A 19,793-nucleotide genomic window follows, 5' to 3' on the forward strand; every position below is an offset into this window, starting at 1 on the left:
GTGCCGCACGCGGCCGTTTCTTCCAAAGGACTCTCACATGATCCGCAATACCGCTCTTGCCCTGGCCATCGCGGCCGCCACCCTGTCGATGCCGGCCCATGCCGGCCTGGGCAAGCTGAAGGACCTGGCCGGTGGCTCCACCGGCTCCTCCAGCAGCACCTCCAGCGCCGCTGCCCCGGACGAAGCCGCGCAGGAAGCGCTGGTGCGTCGTTTCGTCAGCTCGCAGTCGCACTCGCTGCAGGCCCAGACCTCGTTCGCCCGTGCCTTCGGCCTGGCCGAGCAGGTGCAGCTGCTGGAAGCCGAGCGCCAGGCGCTGTCGTCGGGTTCGGTCAGCGTCGATGCGATGAAGAAGTCGGTGTCGGTCAGCGAAGCCGCCCAGGCCGCGATCGACGAGCGCCAGGCCGCGCAGCCGGAGCTGAACGCTGAATCCAAGCAGCACTACGCCGAAGGCCTGGTCTCGCTGCTGTCCTCGGCTGCCGAAGCGCAGAAGCTGGGTGGCGAAGCCAGCAACTTCACCGCCGGCATGAAGAACCTGGGCGCCACCCAGATGGCTACCGTCGGCCGCAAGCTGGCCGCTGGTGCATGGGTGGCCAAGGAATCGCCGGGCTTCATCCAGGGCCTGTACGGTTCGACCAAGTCGGCTGTGACCTTCGCCAAGAAGAGCAAGGTCAAGGTGCCGTCCAACGCCGATTCGATGCTGGGCCAGCTGGACAAGATGAACTGATCCGAGGCGAATCCCCATGCGTACGACCTCCCGTTTGATCGGCCTGGGCCTGGCTGCCGCGCTGCTTGCAGCCTGTGGCAAGCAGGACACCCCGGCCGAAGCGCCCGCACCTGCCAAGGACAAGGCAACCAGTGCACTGGCCAGCAATGCGCCAGTGGAAGCAGCGCCCCTGCGTGGCACGCCGGATTTCGGCGGCACCACCCAGGTCGCGCGCGAGGCCGACGGCATCGGCAGCACCCCGGAACTGGCGGTGCTGGCGGCGTTGCAGTCGGCGGTGGCGCAGGTCAACGGCGTACGCGTGGCCAGCCAGATGCAGCGCCTGCGTGCAGGCCTGCATGTGGATGTGGATGACGAACACGTCGGCGATATCCGCGCCGACGCGTTCACCCAGCAGATGATCGCCGGCTCGCAGGGCGCGGTGCTGGGCTATGAAATCCTGTCGCAGGACGAAGTGCGGCAGCTGGATGAAGAAACCATCGCGCGCGTGCGCGCCAGCGACGAAGGCTGGAGCTTCAAGGGTTCGGCCTCTGCCAGCGCGTCCGGCGAGGCCACGGCCAAGGGCGGCGGAGCCTCGGCCAGCGTCAAGGAGAGCTACGACGAGAAGGTCAGCGTCGATGCCAAGCGTGGCGCAAGCTCGTTCGATTCGGACGTGACCCACCGCAGCATGCGCAGCTACTGGAAGGTGCGCGTGCGTGCACAGATTGCCCAGTACCGCGCACCGGACGAGCAGGGCAAGCCGAAGATCGTGGTCGCGCTGCCGCGCACCAAGGCCGGCAGCTATGCCGTGGGCGATGGCCGCGTGAGTGCCGATGAAGTGGCCGACGCGATCCGCGCGCGCCTGTCCGACACGCTGACCCAGACCCAGCGCTTCATCGTGCTGGATCGCGAGTTCGGCGACGAACTGCAGGCCGAGATCGACCATATCAACAGCGGCAACGTACGCCTGCAGGACACCGCACGCGTCGGCCAGCAGCTGGCGACCGACCTGATCCTGATCCCGACCATCGAACGCTTCGAGTACCCGCGCAGCGTGCGCAACCTGCGCATGTCCGACCGCCAGGTGACCTCGTACTCCGGTGGCGGCCGCATCACCCTGCGCCTGGTCAACGCCACCACCGGCCAGGTGGTGATGTCCGACAGCTTCGACCACCAGCTGGCCTCGACCGGCCCGAGCACCCTGCCCCGCGTGGTCAACGGCCGCAACATGGCCGCGGCGATGATGGAATCGCTGTCGGGCCAGATCGGTACCACCATCGTCACCACGCTGTTCCCGGTGTCGGTGGTTTCTGTGGACGGTGACCAGGTGGTGCTGAGCCAGGGTGGCGAAACCCTGCAGGCCGGCCAGCGCTGGCAGGCCGTGCGCCTGGGCGAGGAACTGAAGGACCCGCAGACCGGCCGCTCGCTGGGCCGCAGTGAACACCCGTGCTGCACCATCCGCATCGACCGCGTGGCCGCACAGACCTCGTACGGCACCATCGAAGACGGCGTCGACGCGATGCGCGGCGGTTTCCGCCCGGGCCAGATCGAACTGCGCCAGAAGCTGGGCAGCAAGCCGGCTGCCGCCGCAGGTGCGACTGCCTCGGCCGCTCCCGCCGCCGCCGCACGCCCGGCGGCCAAGCCGAAGCCCAAGCCCGCTGCTGCCCCGGCCGAAGACCCGAACTGGTAACACCCTGAGGGGGTCAGATTCCTTTTCCGGCGGGAAAAGGATCTGACCCCTTCGTGTTTCCGTGCGTGTCGACCAAGGTCGACACCCACCAACAGCAGTGGGACCCCGCCTACCTTCAGGAAACCGGCTTTTGCTGTTGCTTCGGCTGTTGCCGTTGTTTCGGCAGGTGCAGGGCGCAGCCCTGGCGAATCCCATTACACTCCAGAAGGATTTCCCTGCTGGAGAGAGCAATGAAACGAGTGGTACTGGGCGTGCTGGCCCTGTCGGTGTCGAGCGCACTGATGGCGGCCACCCCGAAATTCGATGGCGCGCGGATCTCCGCCGACGTCAAGGAACTGGCCTCCGACGCCTACGAAGGCCGCTCGCCGGCCACCGCCGGCGAAGAAAAGACCATCGCCTACCTCAGCAGGCAGTTTGCCGACGCCGGCCTGCAGCCGGGCGGCGACCTCAAGGACGGCAAGCGCCTGTGGACCCAGGCCGTGCCGCTGCGCAAGGGCGACATCGTCGGCGCACCGCAGCTGGCGCTGCACCAGGGCGGCAAGACCCTGCCGCTGGAGCAGGGCAAGCAGATCGCCGTGCGCGCCGCCATGAACGGCGCCAGCAGCGTCGACATCAGCAAGGCCCCGCTGGTGTTTCTCGGCTACGGCGTGAAGGCACCGGAGCGCAACTGGGACGACTTCAAGGGCGTGGACCTGAAGGGCAAGATCGCCGTGGTGCTGATCAACGACCCGGACTTCGAAACCGGCCAGGGTGATTTCGACGGCAAGGGCATGACCTATTACGGCCGTTGGACCTACAAGTACGAGGAAGGCGCCCGTCAGGGTGCGCTGGGCGTGCTGATCGTGCACGAGACCGCACCGGCGTCGTATGGCTGGGCCACCGTGGCCGGCTCCAACACCAACACCATGTTCGACGTGGTGCGTGACAACCCGGCAGAAAGCCACCCGCTGCTGGAAGGCTGGATCCAGCGCGACCTTGCCGTGGAGCTGTTCCGCTCGGCCGGACAGGATTTCGAGGCACTGAAGAAGAAGGCGCAGCAGCGCGACTTCACCCCGGTGCCGCTGACCGGCGCCAGCCTGGACGCGAAGTACGCGGTGAAGACCGAAGTGATCACCTCGCACAACGTGGCCGCGCGCCTGGAAGGCAGCCGCCATCCGGACGAGACCATCATCTACAGCGCGCACTGGGACCACATCGGCGTGGGCGAGCCGGACGCGCGCGGTGACCGCATCTTCAACGGCGCGCTGGACAACGCCAGCGGCACCGCCTCGCTGGTCGAGCTGGCCCGTGGCTTCGCCAAGGAGAAGCGCCCGCAGCGCTCGCTGCTGTTCCTGGCGGTCACCGCCGAGGAAAAGGGCCTGCTGGGTTCTGAGTACTACGCCACTCATCCGCTGTATCCGCTGGAAAAGACCGTGGCCGTGATCAACATGGACGGCATGGCGCCGTTCGGCCCGTCGCGTGACTTCGGCATCTACGGTGCCGCGCGCTTCGAGCTGCTGGACCAGCTGAAGGACGTGGCCAAGGGCTGGGATATCCGCTACACGCCGGACCCGAAGCCGGAAGCGGGCCTGTTCTTCCGCTCCGACCACTTCCCGTTCGCCAAGCGTGGCGTGCCGGCGCTGTCCTGGTCGGCCGGCCAGGACTGGGTGGACGGTGGCGTGGCCGCAGGCAGGAAGGCCTCCGAGGACTACACCGCCAAGCGCTATCACCAGCAGGGCGACGAGTGGCAGCCGGACTGGGTGTTTGCCGGTGCCGCGCGCGACCTGGAAGTGCTGTACACGCTGGGCAACCAGCTGGCCAATTCCCGCGATTGGCCGAACTGGAGCAAGGACGAGGCGTTCCGCGCCGTGCGTGACGCCAGCGCCGACCAGCGCAAGTAACGGCGTCCGGTAGTGCCGGCCGCTGGCCGGCATTGCCGCCCCCGGAAACGCCGGGCCGTGCCTGGCGTTTCCATAACGGCTTCCATCCCAACTTTCCCGGCCTTCGTCGCAGCCTGCTTGCTTGCCCGGCGGGCCGCCCTATGCTCGGCTCACCCCCTTCCTCAAGGCGCCGCCGTGTTCGCCAGCCTCTCTCTCCTGATCCGCCACCTGCTGGCCTGGGCTGCCGCGCTGGTTGTCGCCGGCATGGTCTGGAGCGGCATCTTCAGTGGCATGAACGATGGCCCGGGCTGGATCTTCGGGCTGCTGGCGATGTTCCTGATCATTTCCGCGCTGGGCAGTGCCATCACCCACATCCGCCGGGTCTGGCTGGTGGCCGGTCGCCTGGATGCCACCACCCTGTCCGGCCGCCAGCGCCGCCAGATCGAACTGCCGATGGACGCGGGCCACGCCTTCTCGGTGGTGGAGGCGGCGATTTCCGAACTACCGCGCGTCGAAGACGTGGAAAGCTCGGCCGGCAGCCTGCAGGTGCGCGCCTATGTACGCCGGGTCGACCTCTGGAACGGCCGCCAGCCCTCGCGCTGGAATCTGCCGGCACGGCTGGCGATCAAGCGCAACAGCGTGCTGGCCACGGTGACACCGGGGCAGGGCACCAGCACCGTGACCCTGCTGTTCGAACCCGATGCCGGCTGGTGGGCCGACCTGCTGGCGCTGGACGAGGGCAGCAACTTCGAGAACGCCGAAGCAGTCACCCGTGCGATCAGCCGCCGCGTCGCCGACCAGCGCCGCGACGAACAGGCTGCGGCCGAACAGACCCAGGTGGAAAAGGAACTGTCGGTGGCGCGCTTGAACCTGTTGCATGCGCAGGTGGAACCGCACTTCCTCTACAACACGCTGGCCAACGCGCAGGTACTGACCCGCACCGATCCGGCGCGTGCCGAACAGATGCTCGGCCACCTCATTCAATACCTGCGCAGCTCGTTGCCGCAGGTGGACGAATCGGTATCCACGCTGGGCGTGGAGCTGGACCGCACCCGCGCGTACCTGGAAATCCTGCGCATCCGCATGGGCGCACGCCTGGCGGTGGAAATGCAGGTACCCAACGAACTGCACGGCGTGCACCTGCCGGCGATGGCACTGCAGACGCTGGTGGAGAACGCGATCAAGCACGGCCTGGAACCCAAGCCCGGCGGTGGCACGATCTGGATACTGGCGCGCGGCTTCGATGACCACGTGACCGTGACCGTGGCCGACGATGGGCTTGGCTTCGGCCAGGGCACCAGCGGTACCGGCATCGGCCTGAAGAATCTGCGCGAGCGCCTGCGCCTGACCTGCGGCGAGCAGGCCGGCGTGGCGATCGTTGCCAACTTCCCCAGCGGCGTGGCCGCGACCATGACCCTGCCGCAGTCGCACAAGGAGCGCAGCCATGCCGCTTGAAGCCCTGATCGCCGAAGACGAAGAACTGCTGCGGCAGTCACTGGTGGAGCAGCTGGGCCGGTTGTGGCCGGAGCTGAAGCTGGTGGCCGAGTGCGAGGACGGTGCCAGTGCACTGGAGCAGCTGGCCGAGACGCAGCCGGATATCGCTTTTCTCGACATCCGCATGCCCGGCATCAGCGGCATCGAGGTCGCGCGCTCGCTGTCCGAGCTGAGCCCGCGCACCCAGGTAGTGTTCGTCACCGCCTACGACCAGTACGCCATCGATGCGTTCGAGCAGGGCGCGATGGACTACCTGTTGAAGCCGGTCAGTGACGAGCGCCTGCTGGCCACCCGCGAGCGCATCCTGTCGCGGCTGCCATCGACGCGCCAGGACGATGCCGTGCTGGAGCGCCTGCTGCAGCGGCTGGGCCCGTCGCAGGGCGCAGCGGAGCGCCCGCCACTGGCCTGGATCACCGCCAGCAACGGCCGCGAGACGCAGCTGATCATGCTGGAAGATGTGGCCTACTTCCGCGCCGACAACAAGTACACCACCGTGGTCACCGCTGCCGGCGAGAGCCTGTTGCGCACACCGTTGCGCGAACTGCTGGAAGTGCTCGACCCGCAGCACTTCCGCCAGATCCACCGCTCCACCATCGTCAACATGAAGGCGGTGGCAGCGGTGAGCCGCGACGATACCGGGCGCGGCGTGCTGCGCCTGCGCGGGCGCACGGAGACGCTGGTGGTCAGCCAACCGTTCATGAGCCTGTTCCGCGGCATGTAGCCGCGCCGCAGCCTCTGTCACCAGGAGCATTGCATGCGTTTTTTCCTGCTTGTCGGCTTCGCCGCATTGGCGCTTGCCGGTTGCCAGAAGTCCACTGAAACCGCGATCACCCGCACCACTGCCAATGGCGTGGACACGCTGTACAGCAAGCGCACGGTAGTGGACGGCGTGGCGCGTTTCGAGTGCATGGCCAGCCGCAGCGGCCAGCGCCATTACCTGGTGCTGGACCCGGCCTGTCGTCCTGATGCCGCCTGTGCGAAAGCGCCGATACGGTCGTTCGCGTTGGCGGCCGGCACGACCCGGGAGTTCAGGGGCCTGCCCAAGGGCTTCGCCCAGTGCGTCAGCGAGGATCGGAAAGAACAATGCCACCGTGAGTGATCACGGTGGCATTGTGGCTCCCCCCGCTTCCCTGAAGGGTCAGTAGGCAGGCTGTAGTGTCAGGTCGTGGTGGTGCTCGTTCTCGCCCACGTGGTTGAGGCGGCCGACCAGTTCGGAGTGCTGCTTCATGCGCCCGATCTCGGTCATGATGCGGATGTCCTCGTGGCGCAGCTCGCGCTTGGCGGTGACCGCCTGCTTGTAATCGAGCACTTCCGGGTAATGCTCGGCCAGGTCCAGTGCCTCGGCCACGTGCTCGACGCTGTCGGCCTTGGAGCTGATGCGTGCGCGACTGTTGAACGCCTTCATCCAGCGCTCGAAACCGGCCTGCTGATCGAACATGTTGGCCATGAACCAGATCACGAACAGGATCGAGACCCACGAACCGAACACGACTACCACGCGGGTGAACGTGATATGGAAGTCGTCGCGCCAGAGGTAGTTGGCGATCAGGCCAAGAATCAGCAGCGAGGCTGCCTGCCAGCCGACGATCGAGGCGATAAGCCATTGGCACTTGGCCTGGGCCAGCACCGCGACTTCATCGCGGATCTGCTGCTCGCTGAGATTGCGCCAATGCGCGACCTGTTTATCGAACGGGCTGCTGTAGAGCTCGTTGTCGCGAAGCAGAATTCCCAAACCCTTGAACAAAGCAATCATGGCTGGCTCCTTGTGGAACGTGCGTCGATCAGCATTGGACGGTGTGGCGGTTCCAGTTCTAGCACTTCCAGCGAGCCGTGCAATGGGCGCAATGCCAAGCTGCGCAAGGGCTTTCCCTGAATCGGTGAATGTTGTTGCATCGCAGCATCGAAGGCGCTGCCTGCGACAGGATGTCGCAGGGTGAAATGTGCTGCGGCCGCACATGAAACCGTGGCTGAGTACGAAGACTCGCCGCCGGCATCGTGATCGCCCAGAATCGGGGCCGACCGCGCAACTTGCGGCCATTCTTTCGCTTTTCCTGGACCAGTGATGCCGGCTCTGCTGCAGCGACTCTCCCGCCCCGTCACCGCGCCGATCCGGCGCTGGGTGCTGGAGGCCTTCCCCCGTGGCCAGAGCGGCATCGATTACGACCAGCCGCTGGGTGACCCGGGTTGGTTTGGACCCGACAGCGTGACCTGGCGCCTGCACGCCGAGTTCCCCTCGATGCTGGCCGGTGGCCTGTGCGCGCTGATGCTGCAGACCCTGCATCCGCGCGCGCTGGCCGGGGTCTACGATCACTCCAATTTCCGCCAGGACCTGGTGGGTCGCCTGCGTCGCACCACCGCGTTCGTTGCCGGTACCAGCTATGCGCCCACCGGCGAGGTGGAGGCGCTGGTGGCCAAGGTGCGCCGCATCCATGCACGGATCCGCGGCCAGACCGCACAGGGCGAACCCTACGCCGCCGATGATCCGCAGCTGCTGACCTGGGTGCATGTGACCGAGGCGTTCGGGTTCCTTCAGGGCTTCCGCCGGTACGGACGGGAGGTGCCGGCACACATCGCCGACCGTTACTACGATGAGTACCGCTGCGTGGCCGAGGCACTGGGTGCGGTGGACGTGCCGCGCAGCGAAGCGGAAGTGGCGGCGTACTTCTGTGCGCGGCAGCCGGAGCTGCGCGTCGACGAGCGCTCGTGCGAGGTGCTGGAGGTGCTGTCCGGCGTGCGCCTGCCGGTACCGGTGCCGGGGCTGTCGCGCGAAGTGTTCCTGGGTGCAGGCGCGGCACTGCTGCCGGACTGGGCCGAAGGCATGCTTGAACGCAGTGGCCGTCAGCGCGCGCAGGCCGCCGCGTCGGCGAAGCTGATGCAGGGCATGGCGCCGCTGTTCCGCCGTGCGTTGCCTGATGGCCTGGCCAGCCGCGCCTGTGCGCGCATGGGCGTGCCGGTGTCGGTGCTGCGCGAGTGGCCCGCCGTTCCCCGGTAGGTGCCAACCTTGGTTGGCACGCGTTGCGCGCGGTGCCGCAGGAGCGCCAACCAAGGTTGGCCTCTACCCGTGCGGATGCCGAAGTAGATCCACACCATGCGTGGATGGGCCTTACCCCGCCGACTTCAACCCGCGCAACAGCATCTCCAGCGCCGCCGTCGCCTGCCGCAGGCGCACGTCGCCATCCTCGCCCTCGGCGATCCAGAACGCGGCCTCGGCCAGGCTGCCATAGATCAGCGACGCCAGCGCCTGCGCATTCACCGGCGCCACCACGCCCTGGGCAACCAGATGTTCGATCAGGTGCTGCATCGAATGCACGCAGTGGCGCTGCGATTCCGGTGAGGCGCCACCGAGCACCGCGCGCGCATCGCGCAGCACGATGCGCTGGATCTCCGGTTCCAGCGCCATCTCCAGGTACGCGCGGCAACGCTGCACGAAGCCCTCCCAGGCATCGTCGGCGGCATCACTGATCGCCTGCAGGCGCTGGTCGGTCTCGGCATCGAGCTGGGCGACGACAGCCGCCAGCAGACCCTTCTTGTCGCCGAAGTGGTGGTACAGCGCGCCGCGGGTCAGCCCGGCCTGGGCGGTCAGGTCGTCCATCGAGGTGGCGGCATAGCCATGCTCGCTGAACACCCGGCGGGCGGTGGCCAGGAGGGTGGCGCGGGTTTCTTCCATCTCGGCGCGGGTGCGGCGAACCATTCAGAGCTCCTTACATACGCAGTGCATGATTATTTACATACGGCGCGTATGAATGTAGCCTCTTATTCATACGCCCCGTATGTATTGTCATGGCGCCCCGTGCGCCAGGCAAGTCGCTGCCTTGGAGAACCTGATGGCCACCCCCTATCGCGACCTGTTCGCGACCCCCGGCACCGCCGGCCTCGCCCTGGCCGGGCTGCTGGCACGCCTGCCGCTGCCGATGACCGGTATCGGCATCATCACCTTGCTGTCCCAGCTGCGCGGCAGCTATGCACTGGCCGGTGCAGTGTCGGCCACCTTCGTGCTGACCTATGCGTTGCTGTCGCCGCAGGTGTCGCGCTGGGTCGACCGGCGCGGGCAGGGCAGGGTACTGCCATGGGCCACTGCGGCCAGTGCGGCCGGTCTGCTGTTGCTGCTCGCGTGCACGCTGCTGGCCGCGCCGGACTGGACGCTGTTTGTTGCGGCGATGCTGGCCGGCTGCATGCCCAGCGTGTCGGCGATGGTGCGAGCGCGCTGGACCGCGACCCATCGCGGACGACCACAGCTGCAGACCGCGTATTCGCTGGAGACCGTGTTCGACGAGGTGACCTTCATCGCCGGGCCACCGTTGTCCGTCGGATTGTCGGTGGCGGTATGGCCACAGGCTGGCGTACTGGCGGCCGCCCTGCTGCTGGTGGCCGGCGTCGCCGCACTGGTGCTGCAGCGGGGCACCGAGCCGCCGATACAGCACTACGAAGGTGCAACATCCTCGCACTCGCTGCTGCGGCAACCGGAGATCCGCCTGCTGGCGTTGCTGATGCTGGCGATGGGCGTGATCGTCGGCACCGTCGACATCACCAGCGTGGCATTGGCCGAGCTGCGCGGACAGCCACTAGCTGCCAGCTGGGTGCTGTCGGCCTACGCGCTGGGCAGCTGCGCGGCGGGCCTGCTGTTTGGTGCCCTGAAGCTGCCGATGCCGCTGCCGCGCCTGTTGCTGGCCGGAGCAGCGGCCACCGCATTGACCACGTTGCCGCTGCTGTGGGTCGGCAGTCTGCCGGCACTGGCCGCTGCGGTACTGCTGGCCGGGGTGTTCTTCGCGCCGACGATGATCGTGGCGATGTCGCTGGTTGAACAACGCGTGCCCGAAGCACGCCTGACCGAAGGCATGACGTGGCTGCTGGCCGGCCTCAACATCGGCGTGGCGCTGGGCGCGGCGCTGTCCGGACAGAGCGTCGATGCGGCGGGCGTGCGCAGCGGTTTTGTGGTTGCGCTGGCGGCAGGCGGTGGCGTGCTGCTGTTCGCCTTGCTCGTGCAACGTGCGCTGCGCCCGTCTGCCGCGTCCACATCCCCTGAAGGAATCATCCCGTGAGCGCTTCATCGCCTGCGCATGCCGCGTCTGTGCCCCGCCATCCGTGGTGGGCGGTCTCCGCCGTCGGCCTCGCCACGTTCTCGGTGGTGACCACCGAAATGCTGCCGGTCGGCCTGCTGACTCCCATCGCCGAAGATCTCGGCGCGTCCACCGGCACCGCCGGCCTGATGATCTCACTGCCCGCCCTGCTGGCGGCAGTGTTCGCCCCGCTTGCGGTGATCGCAGCCGGTGGCATCGATCGTCGCCGCATCCTGTGTGCGCTGTTGGGCCTGCTGCTGGTCGCCAACCTTGCGTCGGCGCTGGCACCTGGCATCGGCTGGCTGTTGGCCGCGCGTGTGCTGGTGGGGTTCTGCATGGGCGGCATCTGGACCATTGCCGGTGGGCTGGCAGCGCGCCTGGTACCTGCGCAGCGCATCGGTCTGGCCACCTCGATCATCTTCGGAGGCGTGGCCGCAGCTTCGGTGCTCGGCGTTCCGTTGGGCGTGCTGATCGGGGATGCATTGGGCTGGCGCAGCGCGTTTGTGGCGATGACGTTGTTCAGTGCGGCGGTGATGCTGCTGCATCTGCGGGTGGTTCCCGCGTTGCCGGTCAGCACATCGGTGCGGCCGCGGCAGTTCGTGCAGCAACTTGGCCAGCGCAACCTGCGGCGTGGCCTGTGGCTGACCGGGCTGCTGGTGTCCGGGCACTTCATCGCCTTCACGTACGTGCGGCCGCTGCTGACGTCCGTATCGGGCGTGGATGCGTCGTGGATAGGTGCACTGCTGTTTGGGTACGGCCTGGCTGGCATCGCCGGCAACTTCATCGCCGGGCCGCTGGCTGCGCGCCATCCACGGGGCATGCTGCTGGCGATAGCCTCGGGCCTGCTGCTGACGCCTCTGCTGTTCCTGTGGGTGGGAAATACGCCCTCCGCAGGTATTGCGGTGCTGCTGCTGTGGGGTCTGGCCTATGGCGGTGTATCGGTGGGCCTGATGAGCTGGATGATGAAGGCGGTGCCGCAGGCCGTGGAGATCGCCACCGCGTTGTATGTGGCGGTATTCAACATCGGCATCGCAATGGGTGCGTGGGGTGGTGGCCGCCTGCTGGATGGCGTGGGCCTGCATGCGAATCTGTGGGCTGCGGCGGTGTTGGCTGGGAGTGCCCTGCTGATGGCTGCCATCACCCGCAGGTAGATCCACGCCATGCGTGGATTCCTACCCCGTGCCGACCAAGGTCGGCACCCACCAGAGCAAAGTATGTGCCGACCAAGGTCGGCACCCACCAGAGCGGAGTATGTGCCGACCAAGGTCGGCACCCACCAGAGCGGAGTATGTGCCGACGAAGGTTGGCCGCTACCCGGAAATGAAACGGGCGCCTTGCGGCGCCCGTTCCGGTTACATCACCACACCTTGACCCGCTTGTCCGGGGCCAGGTACAGCTTCTGGCCTTCCTTCACTTCGAACGCCGGGTACCAGGCGTCGATGTTGCGCACGGTCAATGCGCGGAACTGGCCCGGGGCATGCACATCGGTCAGCAGCGAGTTGCGCAGCGCCTGCTCGCGGCTCTTGCTGCGCCACGCCTGGGCGAAGCCGAGGAAGAAGCGCTGGTCCGGGCTGAAGCCTTCCAGGGTCTGGCCCGGCTTGCCCTGCAGCGACAGCTGGTAGGCATCGTAGGCGGTACCCAGGCCAGCCACGTCGGCGATGTTCTCGCCCAGGGTCAGCTTGCCGTTCACGTGCACGCCGGGGAACGGCTCGTAGCTGCTGAACTGCGCGGCCAGCGCATCACCGGCGGCGTTGAACTGCTTCAGGTCCTCGGCGGTCCACCAGTTGTGCAGCTTGCCGGTCTCATCGAACAGCGCGCCGGCGTTGTCGAAGCCGTGGCTGATCTCGTGGCCGATCACCGCACCGATCGCACCGTAGTTCAGCGCGTCGTCGGCAGCGCCGTCGAAGAACGGCGGCTGCAGGATCGCGGCCGGGAACACCAGGCGGTTCTCCAGCGGCACGTTCATCGCATTGATGGTCTGCGGCAGCATCGCCCACTCGCTGTGGTCGACCGGCTTGCCCAGCTTGGCGATGTTGCGCTGGTACTCGAACAGCTCGGCGCGCTGTGCATTGCCCAGCGGGTCATCACGGCGGATCTCCAGGCCGGTGTAGTCGCGCCACTTCTCCGGATAGCCCATGCCCACGGTCAGGCCCGTGACCTTGGCCTTGGCATGCGCCTTGGTCTGCGGCGACATCCACGACAGCGCGTCGATGCGCTTGGCGAAAGCGGCGATGATGTTCTTCGCCATTTCGTCCGCGCGCTCCTTGGTCCTGGCGTCGAAGTGCTTTTCGACGTAGCGCTTGCCGATCGCTTCGCCGACGGCATGGTTGGCATCGTCCACCGCGCGCTTCCAGCGGTCGCTCTGCTGCGGCGTGCCGCTCAGCGCGGTGCCATGGAAGGCGAAGCGGGCATCGGCGAACCTCTTCGGCAGGTAGGCGGCGGCACGGTCCAGCGCGTGGAACGCCAGGTAGTCCTTCCAGGCGTCCAGCGGCTCGGTGGCGACCAGCCTGGACAGGCCGGCCACGGCCTTGGGCTGCCACACGATGAAGTCCTGCTGGTTGCCCAGCGCGGCCGCATCGAGGAAGGCGTTCCAGTCCAGGCCCGGCGCCTTTGCATTGAAGTCGGCCTGGGTCCAGGGGTTGGCGCCCTTGGTCACGTCGTTGGTTTCTTCCTGGGTGGCATGCGCCTGCGCGATCTTCGTTTCCAGCGCAAGGATGCGCTGCGCCTTGCCGGCCGGGTCGGCGACGCCGGCCAGCTGCAGCATCTGTGCGATGTAGGCCTGGTACTGCTTGCGCAGTTCGGCCATGCGGCCATCGCCCAGGTAGAAATCGCGGTCGGGCATGCCCAGGCCGCCCTGCACCAGGTACGGCGCGGTGCGATCCGGCTGCAGCATGTCCACCGACACCCACAGGCCGAACAGGCGGTCGGTGTAGAAGTTGGTGGCGTTGAGCAGGTCGACGTCGGCGCGCAGGTCGCCGCCGAGTGCGCGGGCCAGCCCGGCCTTGTCGGCGATCGCATCGATGGCCTTCAGCTGCGGCTGCACCGGCGCCAGACCGTGCTGCTCGATGCCGGCTTCGTCCATGTAGGCGGCGTAGTAGTCGCCGATCAACTTGTCGTCGCCGCTGGCCTGGGTGTTGCCGGCGGCCCCTTCCAGGATGGCGCGGGTGTCGGCCAGGGTCTTCTCGGCAATGACATTGAAGCTGCCGAAGCGCGAGCGGTCGGCCGGAATCTCGGTGTTCTTCACCCAGGTGCCGTTGGCGAAGCCGAAGAAGTCGTCGCCGGCGGCGATGCTGCGGTCCATGCCGCTGGCATCGAAGCCGAAACTGCCCAGCATCGGCTTGGCCGCAGCGGGGGCGGCATCGGCCGGCGCGGTGGCACCGACGGCCGGGTCGGCCGGGCGGTCACAGGCGGCCAGGGACAGGCTGGCAACAATGGCCAGCGCCAGGGTGGGACGGCGCAGCTTGGACATGGACTTCTCTTGCAGCGGAAAACCCCAAGTCTAATCCGCTCCGGCGCCACTGGCCGCCCCCCTGCGGGGCCCGCCCTGTGCAGGATCTGGCTGAACGTGCGGATGCGATCTTCACGCCGTCACCGGGGTGGTGCATGCTGGACCCTCGAGCCCTGCGCGGACACGGGGAGGTGGCCATGCAGGATGGGGTCAGGCGTCAAGAATGGCGTCCGCCGGCCGTTGAGGTCGGGGACGTGGAGGATTCGTTCGCGCATGAAGCCAGCCGACTGCACAAGGAACATCAACCGATGCCCGCGCTGAAACGGGCGTTGGCCCGGCCGCTGCGCGCCATCACCTGGGGCGGTGTGCTGCTGGGCGTACTGCTGGTGACCGGTCTGGCCCTCATGCTGGTCAACGACCACCACCGCCGCCTGGAAGCGGCGCAGCGGCAGAGCCGCGCGCTGGCGGTGGGCAGCGAGCGCCTGCTGGCGCTGGAGCTGCGCAACCTGGAGCGGGCCATGACCGGCATCGCCGCCGACGCCGCGGAACTGTTCCGCAGCGTGCCGGCACAGGCGCCGGCCTTGCTGGATGCCTCCATCGGCGGCGTGCTGCGCCGGCACGCCGAACTGCACAGCATCGTGGTGCTCGACAGCTATGGCCGCGCATTGACGGCCGGCAAGGGCGACCTGCAGTTGCCGTTGTGGACCGATCCGCAACGGCGCGGCTCGGGCAGCGCGCTGTACATCGGCCCACCGCAGCGCGCCAGCGACGGGGGCTGGGTGGTCCCGCTGGCGCTGCCGATGGCCGATGGGCGCTGGCTGCTGGCACGGCTGCGCTGTGGCGAACTGCAGCGCATCGTCGGCGGCCTGGATGTCGGTCCCAACGGATTGGTCTCGATCAGCGATGCCCAGGGCTACATGCTGGCCCGCGTACCCGATCCGCATGGCACGGTGGGCCGCCGCTATGACCTGCCGCGCCGGGACCTGCTCGGCACGCAGGCAGTGGTCGAGCTGGGCAGCATGCCCGGCGTTGTCGACGGCGTGCCGCGCATCCTCACCATCAGCACGCTCGAACGCAGCCCGCTGGCGGTGCAGGTCGGCCTGGCCGACGAAGATGTACTCGCACCGTGGTGGCCGTACCTGAAGGCGTCGGTGGCGATCGTACTGGCCTACATCGCGGTGTTGCTGGTACTGCTGTACGCCGTGCGCCGCAGCACCCGCAGCCAGCAGGCGATGGCCGAGGAACTGAAGACGGGCCACGCCGAGCTGCGCCTGGCGCACCAGGTCGGGCGTGTCTGCACCTGGTACGTGGATGAGGACGCCGCGCTGCTGCGCTGGTCGCCGCTGGCCCGCGAGATCTTTGGGGTACAGACCGACGCCTTGCCGGTCGCGGATTTCTTCGCGCGCGTGCATCGCGATGATGCCGCGCGCCTGCAGCAGGCCTTTGACCAGGCCTTCGCCGGCAGCGCTGTGCTCGACCAGGTGTTCCGCCTGGTGCTTCCCGGGGGCGAGGTGCGCTGGGTCGGCGCGCGCGGGCAGCGGGTGGAAGTGGCCGACAGCGAGCGGCGCATGATCGGTGCGCTGACCGACCTGAGCGAACGCTATCAGGCGCGCGAGCAGATGAGCGAAGTGGAACGCCGCTTCCGCCTGCTGTTCGACCGCAATCCGGCACCGTTCTGGGTGTTCGACCCGGATACGCTGCGCTTCATCGAGGTCAACGACGCTGCAGTGCGCCAGTACGGCTACAGCCGCGACGAGTTCCTGGCGATGAGCATCCTCGACATCCGCCCGCGCGAAGGCTGGGACGAAGTGCGTGGTGCCATCCAGCGGGCGCAGGTGGGCGATCCCCCCGACGCGACCGTGCGCCTGCACCGGCGCAAGGACGGCAGTGTGTTCGAGGTGCGCGCACACCTGTCCAAGCTCGACTTCGACGGACAGCCCGCGTGCCTGGTGCTGGCCGAGGATGTCAGCGAGCGTCTGGCCTACGAGCGCGACCTGGCCTATCAGGCACGGCACAACCCGGCCACCGGCCTGCTCAATGTGCGCGCCCTGACCGAACAGCTGGACGAGCAGGAGGAGGGCTACACCATCGCCTTCGTGCAGCTGCGCGGGCTGCAGCTGGTGGCCGATACGCTGGGCCGCGAGATCGGCGATGCGGTGCTGCAGTCGATGGCGACCCGGCTCGGGGGCCTGGGCGCACGCTGTGGCACGCTGGCGTTCCAGCCGGCCGAGGATTTCGTCTTCGCCATCGGTGCCGAGCACGATACCCAGCGCGTGCTGGACGACCTGCTGCAGATCGTGTCGGCGCCGATGCGCGGCAAGGACTCGCTGCACCAGTTCGAGCCGCGCATCGGCGTGGCCGTGCACATCGCTGGTGACGGGCACACGGCCGAGCAGGTGATCGGCATGGCCGCGCAGGCCGCGCATGCGGCGCGCGCCGAGGGCAACGTGGTGGTCTGGTTCGACGCGGCCGTGACCACGCGCCTGGCCGACCGCCTGCGCCTGGCCGGGCGCATCCATGCCGCCATCGACAACGAATTCCAGCTGTATTTCCAGCCGATCCGGCATGCCGGCGATGGCAGCCCGGCAGCGCTGGAGGCACTGCTGCGCTGGCCGCAGGCCGATGGCAGCTTCATCCCGCCCAACGAGTTCATCCAGCTGTGCGAGGACACCGGGTTGATCCTGGCACTGGGCCGCTGGGTGATCCGCGCGGCGGCGAAGGCGCAGCGCCGTCTGGTCGAGGCCGGGTGGGGTGAGTTGCCGATCGCGGTCAACGTGTCGGCGGTTCAGTTCTTCAACAGCGACCTGGTGGCCGAATTCACCCGTGCCCAGCAGGATTTCGGCCTGGCCCGTGGCGCGCTGCACGTGGAGCTGACCGAGAGCAGCCTGATGCGCAAGCCGGCACAGGCGATGCAGACCATGCAGCGCCTGCACGAGCAGGGCATCCGCGTGTCGCTGGATGATTTCGGCACCGGCTATTCCAGCATGTCCTACCTGCAGCACCTGCCGCTGGACATCCTGAAGATCGACCGCAGCTTCGTCGCCGACGTGGAAACCAATCCACGCAATGCCTCGATCTGCCGCGCGCTGCTGTCGCTGGGCCACAGCATGGGCCTGACCATCATCGCTGAAGGCGTGGAGACGCCGGGGCAGCTGGACTGGCTGGCTGCGCATGGCTGTGACCAGGTGCAGGGCTACCTGTTGGGGCGGCCGGCGCCGCTGGAACAGATCATCGACGCGCTGGATGAGGTCCCCGCCTGATCGGGTTTCGTATGTGCCGGCCAGCGGCCGGCACTACCGGCAAGCGCCAGACTCGGCTACACCCCGGTGTCCACCAGATGGTCGATGAAACTGCGCACCTTCGGTGCCAGGTGGCTGCGGCTGGTGTAGACCGCGAAGATGCCGATCGGCGAGGCCTCCCATTCGGGCAGCACGCGCACCAGGCGGCCATCGGCCAGCGCGTCTTCCAGCAGGAAGTCGGGCTGCAGGATGACGCCCATGCCGGCGATCGCCGCTTCACGCAGCACGTCGCCGTTGTTGGCGTGCAGCAGGCTGTTCACCGCTACTTTCACTTCGCCGCCCGGCCCCTGCAGCGGCCAGTGGTCACCGGCGGCCCAGTAGCTGTAGCCCAGGCACGCGTGCGCCTGCAGGTCCTGCGGGGTCTGAGGGGCGCCGCGTGCGGCCAGGTAGGCCGGCGCGGCGCACAGGCTCACCCGCGATTCGCCCAAGCGGCGGGCGATCAGGGTGGGGCCCGGCTCGCGGGTGATGCGGATGGCCACGTCGTAGCCTTCCTCGACCATGTCCACCAGGCGGTCGGACAGGGCCAGGTCCAGTTCCACCTGCGGAAAGCGTTCGCGGTAACTGGCCAGCAGTGGGCCGAGGCGGGCGATGCCCCAACTGACCGGTGCATTGATGCGCAGCATGCCGGAGGGCTCCAGCGCCTGCGCGCCGATGCTGGCCTCCAGCGCGTCGAACTCGGCCAGCAGGCGCACGCATTGGGCGTAGTAGGCGGCGCCGGTGCTGGTGGGGCTGACCCGCCGCGTGGTGCGATGGAGCAGGCGGGTGGACAGGCGCTTTTCCAGTGCGGCGACCTGGCGGGTAACGCCGGCGGTGGACATGTCCAGGGCCTGGGCGGCGGCGCTGAAGCCGTTGCGCTCGACCACCGCCACGAACACGCGCATCGCCTCAAGGGTGTCCATTGTTGCGCCTTCTGAAATAAATACGGTCAATCGATCGTATTTATCGGCCCGTGAAGGCGCAATAACCTGAGCCCACTCCCTTCAAGGTGCTTTCCGATGCACGCCACGACCGCTCCTGTTTCGCCGCTGGCCCCGTATGGCGCCACCCTGCTGCGCCTGGCCCTGGGCGTGCTGTTCCTGGTCCATGCGCTGACCAAGCTGCTGGTATTCACCCCGGCCGGCACGGCAGCATTCTTCGAGTCGCTGGGCCTGCCCGGCGTGCTTGGCTACCTCACCCTCGGCGTCGAGCTGGTGATCACTGTCGCGCTCCTGCTGGGCATCTATGCGCGCTGGGTGGGCCTGGTCGGCGTGCCGCTGCTGCTGGGCACCATCGTCACCGTGCACGGCGCCAACGGCTTCGGTTTCGCCAATGCCGGCGGCGGCTGGGAATACCCGGCGTTCTGGGCGCTGGCGCTGGTGGTGCTGTTCCTGGTCGGCGATGGCAAGTGGACCCTGCGTTCGCGCTGATCGCCGCCTGATCCTGCAACTGGAGAATTCCATGTCCCGCCTGCCTTCGCTGTACATCTCCCATGGTTCGCCGATGACCGCCCTGCATCCGGGCCAGGTCGGTGTGCGCCTGGCCGAGCTGGCGCGCGACCTGCCGCCGCCGCGCGCCATCGTGATGGCCTCGGCGCACTGGCTGGGCCGGCAGCCGCTGGTCGGCGCACATCCGCAGCCGCCGACCATCCACGACTTTGGTGGCTTCCCGCGCGGGCTGTTCGAACTGCAATATCCGGCGCCGGGTGATCCGGCACTGGCCGAAGAAGTGGCTGGCCGCATCGCCGCCGCAGGCCTGCCAGTGGCCATCGACCCGCAGCGTGGCCTCGACCACGGCGCGTGGGTACCGCTGCGGCTGTTGCGCCCGCAGGCCGACATCCCGGTGGTGCCGGTGTCGATCCAGCCGCTGCTCGGCCCCGAGCATCAGTTCGCGCTGGGCCGCGCGCTGGCACCACTGCGCGAACAAGGCGTGCTGCTGGTCGGCTCGGGCAGCATCACCCACAATCTGCACGACTGGGGCGACTACCAGGACGGCAAGGAAGCGCCATACGTGCGGCCCTTCATCGAGTGGGTGGAGCAGCGGCTGGCCGCTGATGACCGCCAGGCGCTGTTCGATTACCGCCGGCAGGCCCCGTTCGCCGAGCGTGCGCACCCGACCGACGAGCACCTGCTGCCGCTGTTCTTCGCGATGGGAGCGGCCGGTGAGGGCGGTTTCGGCGCACGCCGCATCGACGCTGGCATCGATGCCGGCTTCCTGGCCATGGATCTGTACCGGTTCGACGGGGCATGAGCCGGGGCTGACGCGCGGCG

General features: G+C 68.0%; 16 protein-coding genes. 12 read left to right on the forward strand and 4 right to left on the reverse strand.

Features of this window, described 5'->3' with window-relative positions; translation table 11 throughout:
* The first annotated feature begins 37 nt into the window (after window positions 1-37).
* The 6 genes from AC5P98_RS17075 (at window position 38) to AC5P98_RS17100 (ending at window position 6,842) form a co-directional block, all read left to right on the forward strand.
* Window positions 38-724 (forward strand): hypothetical protein, encoded by a 687-nt coding sequence (locus tag AC5P98_RS17075; RefSeq protein WP_049408541.1) that lies wholly within the window; start codon window positions 38-40, stop codon window positions 722-724.
* 16 nt (window positions 725-740) lie between these two features.
* Window positions 741-2,390, forward strand: coding sequence for a CsgG/HfaB family protein (locus tag AC5P98_RS17080; protein ID WP_049419264.1), 1,650 nt, complete (start codon window positions 741-743; stop codon window positions 2,388-2,390).
* A gap of 230 nt (window positions 2,391-2,620) precedes the next feature.
* On the forward strand, window positions 2,621-4,270 hold the full coding sequence (locus tag AC5P98_RS17085; RefSeq protein WP_032959265.1) for a M28 family metallopeptidase: 1,650 nt from the start codon (window positions 2,621-2,623) through the stop codon (window positions 4,268-4,270).
* A 174-nt stretch (window positions 4,271-4,444) separates the two neighbouring features.
* Window positions 4,445-5,704 (forward strand): sensor histidine kinase, encoded by a 1,260-nt coding sequence (locus AC5P98_RS17090; RefSeq protein ID WP_046428597.1) that lies wholly within the window; start codon window positions 4,445-4,447, stop codon window positions 5,702-5,704.
* Complete coding sequence (locus tag AC5P98_RS17095; protein WP_014645782.1) at window positions 5,694-6,464, forward strand: LytR/AlgR family response regulator transcription factor; 771 nt, start codon at window positions 5,694-5,696, stop codon at window positions 6,462-6,464. Before AC5P98_RS17090 ends, AC5P98_RS17095 begins: the two co-directional genes overlap by 11 nt.
* Before the next feature lie 33 nt (window positions 6,465-6,497).
* Complete coding sequence (locus AC5P98_RS17100; protein ID WP_495230121.1) at window positions 6,498-6,842, forward strand: hypothetical protein; 345 nt, start codon at window positions 6,498-6,500, stop codon at window positions 6,840-6,842.
* 39 nt (window positions 6,843-6,881) lie between these two features.
* Here AC5P98_RS17100 and AC5P98_RS17105 read toward each other — a convergent pair whose 3' ends face one another.
* Entirely contained in the window at window positions 6,882-7,496 is a 615-nt protein-coding gene (locus AC5P98_RS17105; RefSeq protein WP_014645784.1) for a hypothetical protein, read from the reverse strand.
* Between the two features lie 309 nt (window positions 7,497-7,805).
* Here AC5P98_RS17105 and AC5P98_RS17110 point away from each other — a divergent pair, with 309 nt between their 5' ends.
* Window positions 7,806-8,735 (forward strand): oxygenase MpaB family protein, encoded by a 930-nt coding sequence (locus AC5P98_RS17110; RefSeq protein ID WP_049406321.1) that lies wholly within the window; start codon window positions 7,806-7,808, stop codon window positions 8,733-8,735.
* A gap of 111 nt (window positions 8,736-8,846) precedes the next feature.
* Here AC5P98_RS17110 and AC5P98_RS17115 read toward each other — a convergent pair whose 3' ends face one another.
* A complete protein-coding gene (locus AC5P98_RS17115) occupies window positions 8,847-9,434 on the reverse strand; it encodes a TetR/AcrR family transcriptional regulator (RefSeq protein ID WP_014645786.1) in 588 nt (195 codons plus the stop codon).
* Window positions 9,435-9,567: 133 nt separating this feature from the next.
* Between AC5P98_RS17115 and AC5P98_RS17120 the strand changes: the two genes are divergently transcribed.
* Window positions 9,568-10,782, forward strand: a complete 1,215-nt coding sequence (locus tag AC5P98_RS17120; RefSeq protein ID WP_049406328.1) for an MFS transporter — start codon at window positions 9,568-9,570, stop codon at window positions 10,780-10,782.
* The gene (locus tag AC5P98_RS17125) at window positions 10,779-11,951 is read left to right on the forward strand and encodes an MFS transporter (protein ID WP_049406319.1); all 1,173 of its coding nucleotides are present in this window, start codon (window positions 10,779-10,781) and stop codon (window positions 11,949-11,951) included. The genes AC5P98_RS17120 and AC5P98_RS17125 overlap by 4 nt, the downstream gene beginning before the upstream one ends.
* A 206-nt stretch (window positions 11,952-12,157) precedes the next feature.
* On the opposite strand, the gene AC5P98_RS17130 is transcribed toward AC5P98_RS17125, so the two are convergent.
* Complete coding sequence (locus tag AC5P98_RS17130) at window positions 12,158-14,269, reverse strand: M13 family metallopeptidase (protein WP_049408300.1); 2,112 nt, start codon at window positions 14,267-14,269, stop codon at window positions 12,158-12,160.
* Window positions 14,270-14,445: 176 nt separating this feature from the next.
* On the opposite strand from AC5P98_RS17130, the gene AC5P98_RS17135 reads away from it, so the two are divergent.
* The gene (locus AC5P98_RS17135; protein WP_032959255.1) at window positions 14,446-17,508 is read left to right on the forward strand and encodes a bifunctional diguanylate cyclase/phosphodiesterase; all 3,063 of its coding nucleotides are present in this window, start codon (window positions 14,446-14,448) and stop codon (window positions 17,506-17,508) included.
* A gap of 56 nt (window positions 17,509-17,564) precedes the next feature.
* Here the strand turns inward: AC5P98_RS17135 and AC5P98_RS17140 are convergent, their stop codons facing one another.
* A complete protein-coding gene (locus tag AC5P98_RS17140) occupies window positions 17,565-18,446 on the reverse strand; it encodes a LysR family transcriptional regulator (RefSeq protein WP_049408296.1) in 882 nt (293 codons plus the stop codon).
* Between the two features lie 96 nt (window positions 18,447-18,542).
* Here AC5P98_RS17140 and AC5P98_RS17145 point away from each other — a divergent pair, with 96 nt between their 5' ends.
* Together AC5P98_RS17145 and AC5P98_RS17150 are read left to right on the forward strand one after the other, a co-directional pair.
* Window positions 18,543-18,953, forward strand: a complete 411-nt coding sequence (locus tag AC5P98_RS17145; protein WP_046428617.1) for a DoxX family protein — start codon at window positions 18,543-18,545, stop codon at window positions 18,951-18,953.
* Between the two features lie 31 nt (window positions 18,954-18,984).
* Window positions 18,985-19,773, forward strand: coding sequence for a dioxygenase family protein (locus AC5P98_RS17150; RefSeq protein ID WP_049408294.1), 789 nt, complete (start codon window positions 18,985-18,987; stop codon window positions 19,771-19,773).
* Window positions 19,774-19,793 lie beyond the last annotated feature (20 nt).

The sequence above is a fragment of the Stenotrophomonas sp. YJH_SMC_135 genome, assembly GCF_059372355.1.